Origin of the sequence: Hymenobacter mellowenesis (assembly GCF_030581005.1) — a bacterium.
Classification (GTDB): Bacteria; Bacteroidota; Bacteroidia; order Cytophagales; family Hymenobacteraceae; genus Hymenobacter; species Hymenobacter mellowenesis.
On the sequence record NZ_JAUQSX010000019.1, the window covers coordinates 90,828 to 106,605 of the forward strand.

Consider the following 15,778-nt stretch of genomic DNA (forward strand, 5'->3'; position numbering starts at 1 on the left):
ATGCTTCGGCTGCGCTCAGCATGACGGTCTGCTTACGCTCCTAGTAAGCCGTTTTGCGCAGCTTGTAGCGCACCTGCCCGTTGGCCACATCGGTGTAAAACGTGGCTTTGGTGCCCGACTCGGTATCGAAGGAAAAGCGCACTTCGGTGGGCCGCTGCGGGGCCCGGAACACGGGAAGCTTGCGCAGCTTTAGTATCTGAAGCTGCGTGGGGTGGTCGCGCGGCACCACGGCCAGCTGGTTGTTGGTTTCGTCGAAAAGGTAGTGGGCGTGCGTCTGGCGCAGGTAGGTGCTGAGCATGTGGGTGCCCAGGCCGCCGTCGATGCTTTCGAGATAGAAAGCCCGGAGCACGCGGCCGCTGGCGTCCAGCAGCTGGGCGTTGGGGCCGCGCAGGGGCACTTCGCGGCCGCGCTGGTCGTAGCCGGCGCCGTACACCACCAGTGCCGTTTGGTTATTCACGAGCAAGGTGCCGATTACCTCGCGGCCAGGTTTTTCGAGGTTGGTAACGTGGCCGTTGGCTTGGAGCAGTTCGCTGCTGGTGAGCAGGGTGCGGCCATCGGCCGAGAGCGCCATGGCCGAGTTGCAGCCGCCCGTCCAGCGAGCCAGGGCCAGGTGCCGCACCTTGCCCGTGGCCGCATCGAGCAGCAGCAGGGCCTGGCCGCCGGCGTCGCTTTCGGGCGGGTAGAAGCTGATTTCAAACGCCAGCGCCTTGAAGGCGGGCAGGTAGCCCGAAAAAAACGGCAGTATCGTCTCGGCTTCCAGCGCCAGGTCGGGACTCATGGCGGCAGAAAAACTTGTTTTTCTCAGCTGCCGCGCAAACTGGGCTTTGCCATCGGTGCGCAGCAGGCGGAAGGTGTAGTAGCCTTCAAACCCCGTCACGGTATCGTTCTGAGTTGATTCGGCGCTGGGTGCGGGCGGCAGAATGTGGCGCAACGGCCGGGCGCTATCGGTGCGGGCCGCCACCTGCACCCGGTAGGCGGCATCGCTGATGCGCACGAGCAGCGACGCCTGCACCGAATCGCCGAAGCTGGGCAGGCTGCGGTAGGGAAGGGCCGTATCGGGCAGGGTGGGAGCAAGGGGAGCCACCCGCTCGGCCAGCGCCGGCCGGGGGATACGAATGGCCGTTTCTTGCCGGCTGGCAGTATTTTGGTCACAGCCAGCCAGTAGCAACAGCAACCCGGCAGCAGTGAAACAAGCGCGCATCAGGCAGAATAAATCAGCAGTTTGAAGCAACAAAGTAACGCCGCCCCAGCCTTAAAGCCCGGGAGCAGACGTAAGATGAGAATTAAAGAACGTCGTGCTGAGCGGAGGCGAAGCGCTTCTACTGTAGGATTAAATCCTTTCGGTTGGATTGCCTTGCGCGGTAGAGATGCTTAGCCTCCGCTCAACATGACCGTTCTCTCAGCTGCACTGTGCACGGAGTCCGAAACGGCTTTTCATCGCTGATAATACAGCTTGCGGGTTTTGGTGATGCGCCAATGGTGGAACAGCCGGCTGTTGAGCTCCGACTTGCGGTAGTCGGTGAGGGGCTGCCAGTCCATCAGGTTGCAGTCGGCCGGCAGGGCCACCACGGGGGCTTCCGACTGGCTGAGCAGGCTGAGCAGGCGCCGCTCGCCGGCATTGGTGTTGGAAATGCGGTGCTTGTCGGCAACGGTGAACACGGCCAGCAGCACCAGCACCGCGCCCGCGTACCGCAGCCGGCCGCGCGGCGGCAGGTAAACCAGCAGCCAGTAAGTTGATAGCGTGAACAGCCCCACCAAACCCAGCGTGATGGGTAAAATGGTGTCGCGCCGCACCACGTAGGCCCGGTAGCTGCGGTAGCCGCCCAAGGGCAGCAGCAGCAAATACACCAGCGCAAACACACCCAGCCATTTGAGGGCGCTCAGCACGGTGGCGCGCTGGGGCGTGGGCAGCCAGCGCCGCCCCAGCCACGCATTGAGCAACACCGCGCCCAGCAGCAGCGGCAGCCCAAACCGGCTGGCCAGCCGGTAGTCGCCCGTTACTAATTCGCTGCCGACGAGCTGGTAAACCATGCCCTGCGCCAGCCGGATGTAGCGCTCAGCCAGCGGGATGGTGGCCCACAGGTTTTCTGAATTGTTGCGGCCGATGTACATCGAATACAGGCTGAGCCCGATAATCCAGACAAACGGCCACAACAAGCCGGGGGAAATTTCTTGAAACGCCCGCCACGCCCGCGGCTCCAGTGCCCCGGCCGTCGGCAGCGCCGCGTAGCGCCGGTGCCAGGCCACCGGCAGGCTGCCGGAGCACACCAGCAGCGCAGTGGCAGCCACCGTGGGGCCATTAAAAGCCAGCACCACGGCCAGCGCCGCCAGCGCCAAGTAGCTCGGCCACGAGAGTCGCACCGGCGGGCCGTGTAGCGCTGCGCGCACAAACGGCAGGAAAAAAACCAGCAGCAAGCTCATGGGCAGGGCGTAGAAGCAGGCGTAGGTAATGGACTGGTCCACGATGCCCATCTGGCCGTAGTAGCCCGACGCCTGCAGCAGCGGCGTGGTGAGCACGGCCGCCAACAAAAACCGCCAATTCAGCACATTGGAACAGTTGCTGGCGGCCACGGCCAGCCCATATACCAGCAGCAGGTGCACCGCCAGCTTCACCAGGGCGCAGGCCACGTAAACGCTGTTGATGGGCGACAAAAAGGCCTGGAGCCAAAGCGGAACGTGCCGGAAATACTCGTGTAGAAAGAAGTGGGCGAAAAACCGGTTGGGGGCCGCGTACACTTCATGGTGCAGCAGCACGCGTAGCCCAAACGGGTCGTGCAGCACGGGCGTGTAGGAATCGCCCGGCCATACAATGGGCGCTACGTCGCCATCGAGCGGAAACTGCAGGTATTGCCAGAAGGAATAGCTGAAGTCGGCCAGCAGCAGGACCAGCAGCAGGAAGGGCCCGTAGCGAACAAAGGCGCGCGGAAAGGGAGCAGTAAGGAGCCGGATGGTCGGTGAATGTTGATTTTCGGTGCCAAATTACGCCAGTCGTCAGGCGCATTGCCCGGCCGGCCCTGTTCAATGCTCATTCCCAACCCATGAAATCATTCCGCTACGCCACCGCCGCCGCTTTGGCCCTGAGCTGGCCCGCCCTGGCCCAGACGCCCCTCAAAACGCTGCCCTACCCGCAGCCCCACAAGGTCGACACCGTCACCACCTACTTCGGCACCAAAGTGCCCGACCCCTACCGCTGGCTCGAAAACGACCAGGCGGCCGATACCAAAAGCTGGGTGCAGGACGAGAACAAGGTGACGCAGAACTACCTCGCCCAGATTCCCTTCCGTGAAACCATTCGCAAGCGCCTGGAAACGCTGTGGAACTACGAGAAATACAGCGCGCCCTTCAAGGAGGGCAAGTACACGTATTTCTACAAGAACACCGGCTTGCAAAGCCAGTCGGTGCTCTACCGGCAGCTGGGCGCCACGGGCACGCCCGAAATCTTCCTCGACCCCAACAAGTTCTCGAAGGACGGCACGACCTCGCTTGGCGGCATCAACTTCACCAAAGACGGCAGCCTGGCCGCCTACCAGATTTCGGAAGGCGGCTCCGACTGGCGCAAGGTCATCGTGCTGAACACCGGCAGCAAAGCCCTGGTGGGCGACACGCTCAAGGACGTGAAGTTCTCGGGCCTGGCCTGGCGCGGCAACGACGGCTTTTACTACAGCTCCTACGACAAGCCCACCGCCGGTAGCCAGCTGGCCGGCAAAACCCAGATTCACAAGCTGTACTACCACAAGCTGGGCACCAAGCAAAGCACCGACAAGCTGATGTTCGGCGGCGAAAAAACGCCGCGCCGCTACATCGGTGGCTACCTCACCGAGGACGAGCGGTTTCTGGTTATCTCGGCCGCCAACACCACCACCGGCAACGAGCTCTACATCCAGGATTTGAGCAAGCCGGGCAGCGCCATCGTGCAGGTGGTGGACAATGAGAAAAGCAACGTGGGCGTGCTCGACAACGTGGGCAGCAAGCTCTACCTCGAAACCAACTACAACGCCCCCAACAACCGCGTGGTAACCGTAGACGCCGCCAACCCCAAGCCCGCCAACTGGAAAGACCTCATTCCCGAAACCCCGAACGTGCTGGGCGCCAGCACCGGCGGCGGCAAAATTTTCGCCAACTATCTTAAGGACGCCACCTCTCTCATCGAGCAGTACGACATGAGTGGCAAGAAGGAGCGGAGCATCACGCTGCCCTCGGTGGGCACGGCCGGCGGCTTCGGCACCAAGAAGGAGGAGAAGGAAACCTATTACACCTTCACGTCCTACATCTACCCGCCCACCATCTTCAAATACGACATCGCCACTGGCAAATCGACGGTGTTCAAGAAGGCCGGCGTGCAGTTCGACCCCAGCAAGTTTGAGTCGAAGCAGGTGTTCTATAATTCCAAAGACGGCACCCGCGTGCCGATGATTATCACCTACAAAAAAGGCACCGTGCTGAATGGCAAAAACCCCACGCTGCTCTACGCCTACGGCGGCTTCAACAGCAGCGTGACGCCCGGCTTCAGCACCTCCAACATCGTACTGCTCGAAAACGGCGGCATCTACGCCGTGGCCAACCTGCGTGGCGGCGGCGAGTACGGCGAAAAGTGGCACCTGGCCGGCACCAAGCTCCAGAAGCAGAACGTGTTCGACGACTTCATTGCCGCCGCCGAATACCTGAAAGCCAACAAGTATACCGACACCGACCACCTAGCCCTCTCGGGCGCTTCCAACGGCGGCCTGCTGGTGGGCGCCACCATCACCCAGCGCCCCGACCTGGCCAAAGTGGCCTTCCCCGCCGTGGGCGTGATGGACATGCTGCGCTACAACCAGTTCACGGCCGGGGCAGGATGGGCCTACGACTACGGCACCGCCCAGGACTCGCCCGAGATGTTCCAGTACCTCTACAAGTACTCGCCCTACCACGCCATCAAACCGGCCAGCTACCCGGCCACAATGGTCACCACCGCCGACCACGACGACCGGGTGGTGCCCGCCCACTCCTTCAAGTTCGGCCAGCGCCTGCAGGATGCCCAGCAGGGCCCGGCGCCCGTCCTCATCCGCATCGAAACCAAAGCCGGCCACGGCGCCGGCCGCTCCACCGCCCAGGTCATCGGCGAGCAGACCGACAAATGGGCCTTCATGTTCCAGAACATGGGCCTAGTGCCGTACCAGGCCAACTAAATCTGTCGGGCTGATTTGCAAAAAAGCCTGCCGTTCCAATCGGAGCGGCAGGCTTTTTCTATATTAGAACGACGTAGGGGCGGGGCTTGCCCCCGCCCACCGTTGAACGAAGCCTGCTGAATGGCGCAATCGTCCGGGCGGGGGCAGGCCCCGCTCCTACATCGTTCTAGGAGCTACACGAGAGCGTGGCAGCTCCCGGCTTATCCCGTGCCCAATCCGGCCGCTTGGCCGCCAGCTCTTCGTACTCGGGATGCTCATCAAACGGGGCTTTAAGCACCTGCATCAGCCGCTCCAGCGCCGATAGGTCGCCGGTTTCGGCCGCTTCGATGGCTTGCTGGGCGAGGTAGTTGCGCAGCACGTATTTCGGATTCGCCGCCAGCATGCCGGCTCGAATAGCGTCCGCGTCTGCCGGTTCCTGCCGCAGCCGCGCCGCGTACCGGCGCAACCAGCCAAGCAAATTTCGGTCTTCATCAGGTGCTACCGAGTAGGCCGCCGTTGCAATCAGCTCCGCAAAAAGCGCGTCCTCATCGCCCGCATCTGCCAGCAAAGCCGGCGCTAGGTGCGAGAGCTGCCGGAAAAACCACGTCATGTCTATTTCCGGCTCCATTAACGCTTGGGGCAAGTCCTGCATCAGGGCGCGGTCCTCGTCGGGAAATTGCGACGTGAGGCCCAGCTTGCGTAGCATGAGCTCGTGCTGAGTTTCGGCCAGGGTGCGGGCGTACACGTCGAGGCCGGCGCGCAGCTGCTGGGCATCGGGCAGCAGCGGGCCCAGCGCCTGGGCCAGGGCCATGAGGTTCCATAGGGCCACGCGGGGCTGCTGGCCGAAGGCGTAACGGCGCGAGCCAAAGTCGGTGGTGTTGGGCGTCCAGTCGGGGTCGTAGGGCTCCAGCCAGCCGTAGGGGCCGTAGTCGATGGTGAGGCCGAGGATGGACATGTTGTCGGTGTTCATCACGCCGTGCACAAAGCCCACGCTCATCCAGTGCGCCACCATCACGGCCGTGCGCCGGGCCACTTCCCCAAACCAGCGCACGTAAGCCTCGGGCCCGGGCGCGCCCAACTCGGGGTAGTTGTGGCGCAGGGTGTAGTCGGCCAGGGCGCGCAGGTTGTCGATTTCGCCGTGGGCGGCCATGATTTGAAAATTGCCGAAGCGAATAAATGTGGGCGCCACCCGCGCCACGATGGCGCCCGGCTCCTCCTGCGCATTGCCGTCGTAGAACATATCGCGCACCACGGCATCGCCGGTGCCCACCAAACTCAGGGCCCGCGTGGTGGGCACGCCCAGCGCGTACATGGCCTCGCTGCACAGAAACTCTCGTAGCGAGGAGCGCAGCACCGCCCGCCCGTCGGCCCGGCGCGAGTAGGGCGTGGGGCCCGCGCCTTTCAACTGAATTTCCCAGCGCGAGCCATCCACGGCCCGCACCTGGCCCAGCGAGATGGCCCGGCCGTCGCCCAGCTGCCCGGCCCAGTTGCCGAACTGATGCCCGCCGTAGCGCGCCGCAAACGGCTTCATGCTCTCGGTAACAAGGTTGCCGGCCAGCGTATCTACCGCCGGGCCGGTTTCCGCCGGCTTGGTGATGCCCAGAAAATCGCCCAGCTCATCGGACCAGGCCAGCAGGTGCGGGCGCTGCACCGGCGTGGGCTCCACCCGCGAGTAGCAGTAGCCCGGCACCTGCCGCGAGCCTTTTTCGCCGGAGGTTTCGCCGCGCAACTCATCTACAAACGGGTTTTCAAAAAGGATTTGGTCGAGGGAAGTGTCACTCATGACGGCGCGGTTTTGGGTGGCAAGTCTGGTCGCGGCGCTCCAACGGCGCGACCGGCCTTGTCCAAACGGTCCGGCAGCCCGCTTGTTTTGGCTGAGCTTCGCTGCGAAAGACGCTACGCACCTTTGTCGCTGGGCACCAGCATGCTTGGGAAGCCTTTTCTCCAAGAATGGTAGCCCCAAAATCTAGAACGTCATGCTGAGCGCAGCCGAGGCATCTCTACCGCGCAAGTAAGCTGATTTACTACTATGGTAGAGATGCTTCGGCTGCGCTCAGCATGACGTTCTGATGACGTTCTAAATGTTCTGCCTACTATTTAAGACAACGCCTGCGGCGCGGGCGAGCCACCCGTGCCCGCCGGCCGGGTCCGGTCGTCGGGCAAGGGAACGAATTCGGCGCTGTCGTTGGGTGGCAGCACGATGCGACCGGCTTTCCAATCGGCTTTGGCCTGCTCAATCCGTTCCTTGCGCGACGACACAAAATTCCACCAGATAAACCGCTCGCCCAGCGGCTCGCCGCCCAGCAGCATCAGCGTGCTCGGCTCCAGGGCCACCAGCACGGGGTCGAGGCCGGGGGTGAAAACCAGCAGCTGGCCCGGCGTGTAGGCGCGGCCGTTCACTTCCACGCGGCCTTTGGCCACGTAGGCACCGCGCTCGGGGTAGCCGCGCGGCAGGCCGAAGCGGGCGCCCGCCTGCAGCACCACGTGCAGATAAAAAAGCGGCGAATGCGTCCGCACACCGTTTTTCAGCCCGAAAGCATCGCCCGCAATCAGGCGCATCCACACGCCCGTATCGGTAAAAATGGGCAGCTCCTGCGGCTGGTAGTTGGCGAAGGTGGGGGCCTGTTCCTCGTCGGCTTCGGGCAGGGCCACCCAGGTCTGAATCATTTCGAGGGCACCGCCGGCCAGCGCGGCCGGGTCTTCAAACCGCTCGGAATGGGCAATGCCCGAGCCGGCCGTCATCCAGTTCACCTCGCCGGGCCGGATGATTTGCTCCACGCCCAGGCTGTCGCGGTGCGTCACCTGCCCGCCAAACAGGTAGCTCACCGTGCTCAGCCCAATGTGCGGATGCGGCAGCACATCGAGGCTATGCATTTGGGCCGGGGCCACGTTCACCGGCCCGGCGTGGTCCATGAAAATGAACGGGCCCAGCATGCGCCGCAGCCGGTAGGGGAGGATGCGCTGCACCGCAAACCCGGGCATAATGGCGGCGGGGCGGGCATCAATAACTAAATCGAGCATAATAGTAAAAGGGTTCTTCTGCCGGGCCGGCGGGCCTTTTCAGCGGATTATTTCAAACCAGCCCTTGTACACGGTGCCATCGGCCAGCTGGCAGAAGTAGTAGTGCAGGCCCGGGCCGGCGTTTTCTCCGCCAAAGGTATTTTGGTAATCAGCCGATTGATAGATTTGGCGGCCCCAACGGTTGAAAATGGTCAGGGCCGTTTTGGGGTGGCGCTCCACGTTCTCAATCACAAACCAGTCGTTCTGCCGGTCACCGTTGGGGGTGATGACGTTGAAAAACGCTAGGCAGGTGTTATCCGGGCCGACACGGAGTTCGCGGGTGCAGGTTCCCGGGCCGGCTACCTCCAGCGTGGCCGTGAGGCCTTCGGAAATGTCGACCTGCACTTCGTTGGTGCCCTGCCCGCTCACAATGGTGCCGTTGGCAATGCTCCACTGGTAGGCCAGCTGCGGTCCCTCGATGCGATACGGCAGGTTGGTGTTGCGCTGGCGGCAGTAAACCAGCGGCCCGGTCACCACGGGGCCGGGCCTCACGTTCACGGCGTACGAAACAGAATCGGTGAAGCAGCCGGCGGGCGTGGTGCCGCGCAGCGTGAGCCGGCTCGGCACGCCGGCGGTCCATTTCACCTGCACGGTAGCGCCATTGGTGGGGCCCACCAGCCGGCCACCGTACACGGTCCAGTTGTAGACCGCGAGCGCCGGCCCCACCACGCGGTAAGTGCCCGTGGCACCGGCGCACAGCACCGATTCGCCAGACAGACTCACGGCCAGTCCCGGCCGCGTCACCAGTATTCGAAACACGGCCACCACGCTTTGGCTGTTGCAGGCTTGGTCAGTCACGGTCACCACCACGTCGTAGGGCGTGGCCCGGGCCAGCCCGCAGCCCGCCCGCAGCCGGAAGGCTCCCGTGAGGGTGCCGGCCCCGGCCACCGCAACGCGGCCCGCCGGCAGGCCCACGGCCACCGCGCCCACCTGGCCGTTGAGCGTGGCGTCGATGCCGCCCGGGCCGTCGAGCAGGGCGCTGCTTACGTTCATGGTCAGGGGCTGGCCGGGGGTGTCGAAGGCCGTCACGTCAAACCCCAGCGACTGCCCTTCCTGCACCTGATAATACGTTTGGGCCACGCTGGCGGGCGTGAAAGCCGGCGCGGTGTTGACGCCGCCGGCGCACGCCCGCACCACCAGCAGAATGTCGCGTCGCGTGGTGCCCAGCAGCACCTCCTGGCCATTGATGCGGCGATATTCCTGCACGTCGATGGCCAACAAAAAAGTCCCCTGCGTAGGGGAGTAATAGCGGGCAAGCCCCGTAATTGCATCGATGGTGTTGATGCCCCCAGTCCCGAAAGGAGCATTCCAATAATACCCCCTGGCGTAGTCAACGTACCGGATATATGGCGCGCCAAGGCTATTTGTGGCCACGGCACCCATGGGCTGCGCAAATTGGTACTGCAGGCGGTCACCGTCGGCGTCGTAAGCGTTGTTGAGTACGAAGCTGTTGTCGCCGAGGCAGGTAGCTACCACGGCTCTGTCCGTAAACGTGGGCGAGGAGTTGCGCATCGTGCCCGGCGTCATGTCCACGGTCAGGGTCATGGTTTCGCTTTGGGGGGCGAGCAAATTCACAATGCCCGGGCTGCGGGAGCTGGCCGAGAAAACGGCCATGTAGCCGTTGGCAACCACGGGCAGCTCAACGATGCCCACGTAGCGGGCCAGCGTCACGCGGGGCTCTTGTTGGAAACAACCAGGCGGCGTGGGCGCCGTAATTTCCGCGAAGCTGCTGCGGGGAATGTCCAGCGTTGCCACCAGCACGGGTCTAGGGGGCTTGTTATAGAAAGTAACGATGATATTAGACGTACCGTCGGGCGCGTACGAGCTGGCTTCCTTGCTGAAATAAATCTGGGCCGTTATTTCGTAGCGGTAGGGCCGGTCGCTAGGGCCGTTGCCATCCAGGAATTTATACGTCAGCTCCCCGCCCACCAGGTGCGAGGCGGAAGCAGAGTTCAGGCCCAGCACCAGCCAGGCAGTCAGCAGCAGGGCAGCGCGGCATGCCGGCCCCAGAGACGGTAGAAAAAGACGCATCGTGGAAAAGAATTAGTGGAAGGCACCCAAGTTAAAGCACTTCCAACGAAAGTCCGCCCTCTTCTATTATCAAGCGTTGATAATTGGGTAACCCGCTGCTTTAAAACGTCTTGCCAGGCGCGCCGCGACCTCGGATAAAAGCAGGAACGCCGGATAGAACCAGCCTTTTCAAGCAAAATCCTGTTGCTCTTATGGCAACCTGTGTACACAGACGAAGTTCCGGGAGCGCCCGGTTGTTTCCCCTGGCATGTGGCCCCATTTGAGCACCTGCCAGCATCACGAATCCGAACGGCTCGGCTAATGCGCCGCCTGCCCCGCAAAAAAAAACGCGGGCACGAGCCAGTAGCTCGTGCCCGCGCCGGGGCAATTACCCAATGGGAAAAGCTATTCGACCACCAGACGGGTCGTCTGCGCGCCTTTTTCGGTTTGGAGACGCACCAGGTACAAGCCGGCCGCAACGCCGTTCAGCGACACCGACTGCTCCTGCGCGCCCACGCCCTGGCTCACCGGGGCGAACTGGCGCACCGTTTGGCCCAGCATGTTTTGCAGCGTCACGGTGGCCGTGCCGGCTGCGGGCAGGGTGTAAGCCACGTGGGCCGTGCTGCTGGCGGGGTTGGGGGCCAGGGCCAGTTTCAGCGCGGTGTCGTTGTTGGCGCGGGTGGCGGTCGTTGCCACCGTGAACTGGTAGGCGCCCGTGGAGCTGTTGAAGCGGACGACGTAGCGAGCTGCAGTCGCAACGGGAATGTCGGCACCGTCTTGCACGCCCGTGCCCGAGGGGAAAGCGTTAGCGCCCCAGTTGATGGTCCAGGCGTCGTTGGCGCGGAATTTCACGGCGCCCACCGTCAGCGGCAGCGTAATGGTCCAGTCGTTGCCCGTGGTGGTGGTCCGGGTCATAGCCGTCGAGGAGTTCCAGCCGTTGGCAGTGGAGGAACCGATGATGCCGACGGTCGTAATCTGTGCCATCGACACGGAGGCCGAGAACAGGAAGGCGAGCAGCAAGCACAACTTAACAGTAAAATTTTGCATGGTGTGGGATTTTGAAAAATGTTGGTTAGAAAATTTTGCCTCAAAAATAAAACGATTTTACCGTCTGTTCAGCAAGTGAGATGCATTATTTTCAACAAAAAACGTTTGCTCAATGACATAACCGCAACGGATTATGGGTTGGCCAAAGGCCTGTTTGCTATGTAATGTGTCTCACAATCAGATAGTATAGCGTAGCACAGCCGCGTTATAATGCCGCTTGGAGCGACAGACACCTAGGCTTTGCGTTTCTCACCCCACTAATATGGGTTTAGGCAACAGCTGATTTCTATCAAAAATTGAGCATCCAGTAGGCAATGTACTGCTGCATCCAGTTGCTCCTTTGCGTAGAAACGCATGCTACTTCTCCCAGCTTCGGGTGCGTCCCCTTTAGTCAGGGCCTCAATACTGCTCGGCAGCCTGTTGCTGGCTGTCGGCTGCCCCGGAAAACCGCCCCGATTGGCAACAACGACACCGGAGAACCCACGCTTCCGCAACTGTCGGCGGGGCACTTGGAGCCTTCGCAGGACATTATATGCCGGACATTCTTCAAAGCAGTGCCCGTCGGCTCTGACCAGGCAGAACGGCTGCTTGTCGCTACCAGCCCCGCGCTGAGGAATAAATTATTGTTAAACTTTGTAATGCAAAGTTCTTTTGTTTACTTTGTGGTGTGCCGATTCACTGCATCCCACCGAGGGGAGGGGCTGTCCGGCGACGGGTTCGGTGTCCGCTTTTTGCAGTTATTTAATCGTTTAACAATCAAAACTCAACCGTGATGAACCTTCCCAAAAGCTTCCTTTTTGTGGCCATTGCCACGGCGCTCCTGTTGCTGGTACCCTTTGTGGCCATGCGGTTTAGCACGGAGGTAAACTGGACCGGGCTCGATTTTCTGGTGGCAGGCGGCCTGCTATTCGGTTCGGGCGTCACGTTCGTACTGATAGCGCAAAAGGCGAACAGCACAGCGTACCGGCTGGCCGTGGCCGTGGCGGTGGCCGCCGGGCTACTACTGGTGTGGGCCAATATGGCGGTGGGGCTGGTAGGCAGCGAAGACAACCCCGTCAATGGGTTGTATGTAGCGGTGCTCGCGGTGGCCCTAATTGGGGCGTTTGTGGCGCGCTTTCGGCCGCTCGGCATGTCGAACGCCATGTTCGCGGCGGCGCTAACGTACGTGGCAGTCACCATGATTGCGCTCTTCCTGTGGAAACCCGCCGGTGCGACCGCCGAACCTCAGGTGGGCCTCGCGAACGTGCTGGGAGCCAACGCGGCTTTTGCTGCCCTCTGGGCCGGCGCGGGCCTGCTATTTCGGCGGGCCAGCGCCGACAGTGCGAACCAGCACCGCCGGCTGGCCTAACCCATTCAGCCCATTCAACCCGTACGGGGGCCTGTTGCTTGGACGTCTGCACAGCCACTCAAATCAGGAAACTCGACCTCCTTTCCTGCGTGATGGGCACCACGCCCGCCCGCCGCCCCCGCCGCTGGAACGATACTACAGCTTCCCCGCAACGGCCCCCCCGCCCACTGCCCCCGCCGCTAGAACGATACCACTGCTTCTCCTCAACGGCCCCCCCGCCCGCTGCCCCCGCCGCTGGAACGATACGACAGCTTCTGCCTCACGGCAGCCCCACTACCCCCCGCCCGCCGCCCCCGCCGCTGAGAGAAACTCAAGCTTCTACAGTAGCAGTAAGCTGGCGTCAGGAACTAAGCGGAAACTTCGTAGTTTTGGATAGTATGAAAATCACGTTGGAAATTCCTGATAACAAAGCGGCCTTCATGATGGAGTTGCTGCAAAGCCTGCCGTTTGTGAAAGCCACGCCGGCTCGCACGAAAGCCAAGCCGCAGGACGAAACGGAGTATCTGCTAAGCAATCCAGCCAATGCGAAAACCCTGAAGGATGCCATTGAGCGATTGGAGAGCGGCAAGGGCGTGCAACACGACCTCATCGACGCATGAGGCTGATTTGGGATGAAGCCGCTTGGGAGCAATACCTCTATTGGCAGGAAACGGACCGCGCCATTCTCCGCAAAATCAACACGCTACTGAAAGAGTGTCAGCGCACCCCTTTTGCGGGCACGGGCAAGCCCGAAGCGCTGAAAGGCGACCTGCGTGGCTACTGGTCGCGCCGCATTAACCACGAACACCGTTTGGTGTACAAAGCCGCCGAGGACGGATTGCGCATTGCTGCCTGCCGCTTCCACTACGGGGATAAATAACCCCCCCGCCCGCTGCCCCCGCCGCTGAAGAAACTAGAGCTTCTGCGTAACTTAGACCTATGAAAATTGCCCTCGAATTAGAGTTTCCCGACGAGCAAGCGGCCGCGTTTATGCAGCGGCTGCAAAGCTTGCCAGGCCTCACGGCTCGCTTCTTGCGTCTGCGCCCTGAGCCGCAGGTCAGCCCTATCGCGGCTGAAGCAACCGATGAATTAACCGAAGCCGAGCAAAAGGCCTTGCTGTATAAGGTATTTGGTAGCTGGCAATCGGATGTGAGTGGGGATGAAATGGTGCGCCAGATTTACGCTGACCGCCGCGACGAGCCGCGCGAAGTGAATCTATGAGCCGCTTTTTACTTGACACGAATATCTGCATTCACTTCATCAATGGGCAGTTCGACCTTGCGGCTAAGATTGATAATGTAGGGTTGCCCCGTTGCTTTATCAGTAGCATTACCATTGCGGAATTGCTCTACGGTATTGCTAATAGCGCTCCAACCCGCCAGCCAAGGAACCGGCAGAATCTGGCTGAGCTACAGCAACTTTTCAGCGGGCGTATCCTGACCTTCGAAAGTGCCTTGGAAACCTACGCCGTACAGAAAGCACACCTGAAGAATATAGGCCGGCTGCAAGGAGATTTCGACATGCTTATTGGGAGCACTGCACTCACGCACGACCTCACGCTTGTCACGCGCAACACCCGTCATTTTGCCGAAATGCAAGGCATTGTGCTGGAGGATTGGGTCACCGAATACCTAGCAGGACAAATAAGTCTCAGCCAGTAGCCCTACGGCAGCCCCAACCCACTACCACCGCCCCGCCCGCCGCCCCCGTCGCTAGAACGACACCCCAGCTTCTCGCCAACGGCCCCAGCCCCCCCCCCGCCTGCCGCCCCCGCCGCTGGAACGATACTAGAGCTTCTCTCCAACGGCCACCACCCCGCCCGCCGCCCCCGCCGCTAGAACGATACCACAGCTTCTGTCCCACGGCAGCCCCCTGCCCGCTGCCCCCGCCGCTGAAGAAACTGAACCTTCTATGTAACTTTAGCTGTAGAAGCAGCACCGTTTCGTTTCGTCATTCAGCATCTGCCCATTATGACTACCACACTCATCTTAGAGCCAACCAACGACTCCGACTTGCACTTGCTGCTGAGTCTGGCGCAGCGACTTGGCGTAAAAGCCACGGCTTCGCCAGCAGCGAAGATTTCACTAGAAGAACGGGAGCGTCGATTTATGGCCTTGTTTGGCTCTTGGCAGTCGGATGAAACTGGGGATGAAATAAACAAGATGTTGCGGGAATCCCGCCAGAGCAACCGCCCTGATATTGAGCTATGAGCGCAGGCTATTTGCTCGATACCAACATTTGCGTCCACTTTCTACGAGGAGAATACCGGCTCAACGAGCGGCTTGCCGCAATCGGTTTGGCGCGATGCTTCATTTCAGAAATCACCGTTGCAGAGCTGCTGTTTGGCGCAGCCAACAGCGCCCCGGTTTGGCAGGCGCGCCAGCATCAACAAGTAGCGGAGTTTCGGGAGTTGTTTGCCGAGCAAGTGCTGCCTATTGCGCCCGCGCTGGAAATATTCGCCGACCAGAAATCGGCGTTGCGGCGCAGCGGCCGGCCAATTGATGATTTTGATATTCTCATCGGCAGCACGGCGGTGGCTCACGGCCTCACGCTCGTCACGCGCAATACCCGCCATTTCGCCGGCTTGGCAAATCTGCCGCTGGAAAACTGGATTGACAATCTGTAGTCCACCCCCCGCCCGCTGCCCCCGCCGCAGAAGAAACGGAGGCTTCTGTGTAGCGACTTCGTGCTAAGTTTAGGATACAACTCAGTCGATTTCTAATGATGGTTTACATTTCTAATGATGGTTTACAAATACAGAGGTGGCGAATTTGACCGCGACCTTGTTGCTCTTGAACAAGACTATTTTTGGGCGGCAAACATAGAGTCACTCAACGACCCATGTGAAGCAATTTCAGATAGAGTTGGTCTTGAGAAAGAGTTTGACCTCTTATTCAAGATTTTTGGCGTGTCTAATGATTTGGAGACCCGTGATTCATTTAAAGGTCTATTGAGTCAGGTTGATAAGATGATTGACTCGACAGTTAAACTCGGAGTATTTTCACTGTCAAAAAGCTATGACCATCATTTGCTTTGGGCCCATTATGCCGCCTCTCATAAAGGTTTCTGCGTTGGCTATGATATAAGCGTGTTGCAAAAGCAATTGAATTTGTACGCTTCCCTAAATAGGAGGCCAGTTGTGAGTAGAGAAAAGCGTATTTTCACTACCTGACACCTGCACGATGAA

The 15,778-nt window shown here is 60.9% G+C and carries 15 protein-coding genes; 9 read left to right on the forward strand and 6 right to left on the reverse strand.

The features are described from left to right. Positions 1 to 40: 40 nt before the first annotated feature. Together Q5H92_RS25130 and Q5H92_RS25135 are read right to left on the reverse strand one after the other, a co-directional pair. A complete protein-coding gene (locus Q5H92_RS25130; RefSeq protein ID WP_305014335.1) occupies positions 41 to 1,201 on the reverse strand; it encodes a hypothetical protein in 1,161 nt (386 codons plus the stop codon). A gap of 233 nt (positions 1,202 to 1,434) precedes the next feature. Further along, positions 1,435 to 2,781 (reverse strand): hypothetical protein, encoded by a 1,347-nt coding sequence (locus tag Q5H92_RS25135; protein WP_305014336.1) that lies wholly within the window; start codon positions 2,779 to 2,781, stop codon positions 1,435 to 1,437. A 257-nt stretch (positions 2,782 to 3,038) separates the two neighbouring features. On the opposite strand from Q5H92_RS25135, the gene Q5H92_RS25140 reads away from it, so the two are divergent. Next, on the forward strand, positions 3,039 to 5,168 hold the full coding sequence (locus tag Q5H92_RS25140) for a prolyl oligopeptidase family serine peptidase (protein ID WP_305014337.1): 2,130 nt from the start codon (positions 3,039 to 3,041) through the stop codon (positions 5,166 to 5,168). A 166-nt stretch (positions 5,169 to 5,334) separates the two neighbouring features. On the opposite strand, the gene Q5H92_RS25145 is transcribed toward Q5H92_RS25140, so the two are convergent. The 4 genes from Q5H92_RS25145 to Q5H92_RS25160 all read right to left on the reverse strand — a co-directional run bounded on the left by Q5H92_RS25145 (position 5,335) and on the right by Q5H92_RS25160 (position 11,264). Beyond that, positions 5,335 to 6,930 (reverse strand): protein adenylyltransferase SelO, encoded by a 1,596-nt coding sequence (locus tag Q5H92_RS25145; protein ID WP_305014338.1) that lies wholly within the window; start codon positions 6,928 to 6,930, stop codon positions 5,335 to 5,337. Positions 6,931 to 7,244: 314 nt separating this feature from the next. Continuing rightward, complete coding sequence (locus Q5H92_RS25150) at positions 7,245 to 8,168, reverse strand: pirin family protein (protein ID WP_305014339.1); 924 nt, start codon at positions 8,166 to 8,168, stop codon at positions 7,245 to 7,247. 39 nt (positions 8,169 to 8,207) lie between these two features. After that, the gene (locus Q5H92_RS25155) at positions 8,208 to 10,238 is read right to left on the reverse strand and encodes a T9SS type B sorting domain-containing protein (RefSeq protein ID WP_305014340.1); all 2,031 of its coding nucleotides are present in this window, start codon (positions 10,236 to 10,238) and stop codon (positions 8,208 to 8,210) included. Between the two features lie 384 nt (positions 10,239 to 10,622). After that, complete coding sequence (locus tag Q5H92_RS25160; protein ID WP_305014341.1) at positions 10,623 to 11,264, reverse strand: T9SS type A sorting domain-containing protein; 642 nt, start codon at positions 11,262 to 11,264, stop codon at positions 10,623 to 10,625. Between the two features lie 772 nt (positions 11,265 to 12,036). On the opposite strand from Q5H92_RS25160, the gene Q5H92_RS25165 reads away from it, so the two are divergent. The 8 genes from Q5H92_RS25165 (at position 12,037) to Q5H92_RS25200 (ending at position 15,763) form a co-directional block, all read left to right on the forward strand. Beyond that, positions 12,037 to 12,612 (forward strand): hypothetical protein, encoded by a 576-nt coding sequence (locus Q5H92_RS25165; RefSeq protein WP_305014342.1) that lies wholly within the window; start codon positions 12,037 to 12,039, stop codon positions 12,610 to 12,612. 377 nt (positions 12,613 to 12,989) lie between these two features. Beyond that, positions 12,990 to 13,211, forward strand: a complete 222-nt coding sequence (locus Q5H92_RS25170) for a type II toxin-antitoxin system Phd/YefM family antitoxin (RefSeq protein ID WP_305014343.1) — start codon at positions 12,990 to 12,992, stop codon at positions 13,209 to 13,211. Beyond that, a complete protein-coding gene (locus tag Q5H92_RS25175; RefSeq protein ID WP_305014344.1) occupies positions 13,208 to 13,471 on the forward strand; it encodes a Txe/YoeB family addiction module toxin in 264 nt (87 codons plus the stop codon). The genes Q5H92_RS25170 and Q5H92_RS25175 overlap by 4 nt, the downstream gene beginning before the upstream one ends. Positions 13,472 to 13,530: 59 nt before the next feature. After that, a complete protein-coding gene (locus Q5H92_RS25180) occupies positions 13,531 to 13,812 on the forward strand; it encodes a hypothetical protein (protein ID WP_305014345.1) in 282 nt (93 codons plus the stop codon). Next, entirely contained in the window at positions 13,809 to 14,252 is a 444-nt protein-coding gene (locus Q5H92_RS25185) for a PIN domain-containing protein (protein WP_305014346.1), read from the forward strand. Before Q5H92_RS25180 ends, Q5H92_RS25185 begins: the two co-directional genes overlap by 4 nt. Positions 14,253 to 14,561: 309 nt before the next feature. Beyond that, positions 14,562 to 14,801, forward strand: coding sequence for a hypothetical protein (locus Q5H92_RS25190; protein ID WP_305014347.1), 240 nt, complete (start codon positions 14,562 to 14,564; stop codon positions 14,799 to 14,801). Further along, positions 14,798 to 15,217 carry a type II toxin-antitoxin system VapC family toxin gene (locus Q5H92_RS25195; RefSeq protein ID WP_305014348.1) on the forward strand — a complete coding sequence of 140 codons (420 nt, stop codon included), beginning with the start codon at positions 14,798 to 14,800 and terminating at the stop codon, positions 15,215 to 15,217. The genes Q5H92_RS25190 and Q5H92_RS25195 overlap by 4 nt, the downstream gene beginning before the upstream one ends. Positions 15,218 to 15,331: 114 nt before the next feature. Further along, entirely contained in the window at positions 15,332 to 15,763 is a 432-nt protein-coding gene (locus tag Q5H92_RS25200; protein ID WP_305014349.1) for a DUF2971 domain-containing protein, read from the forward strand. Positions 15,764 to 15,778 lie beyond the last annotated feature (15 nt).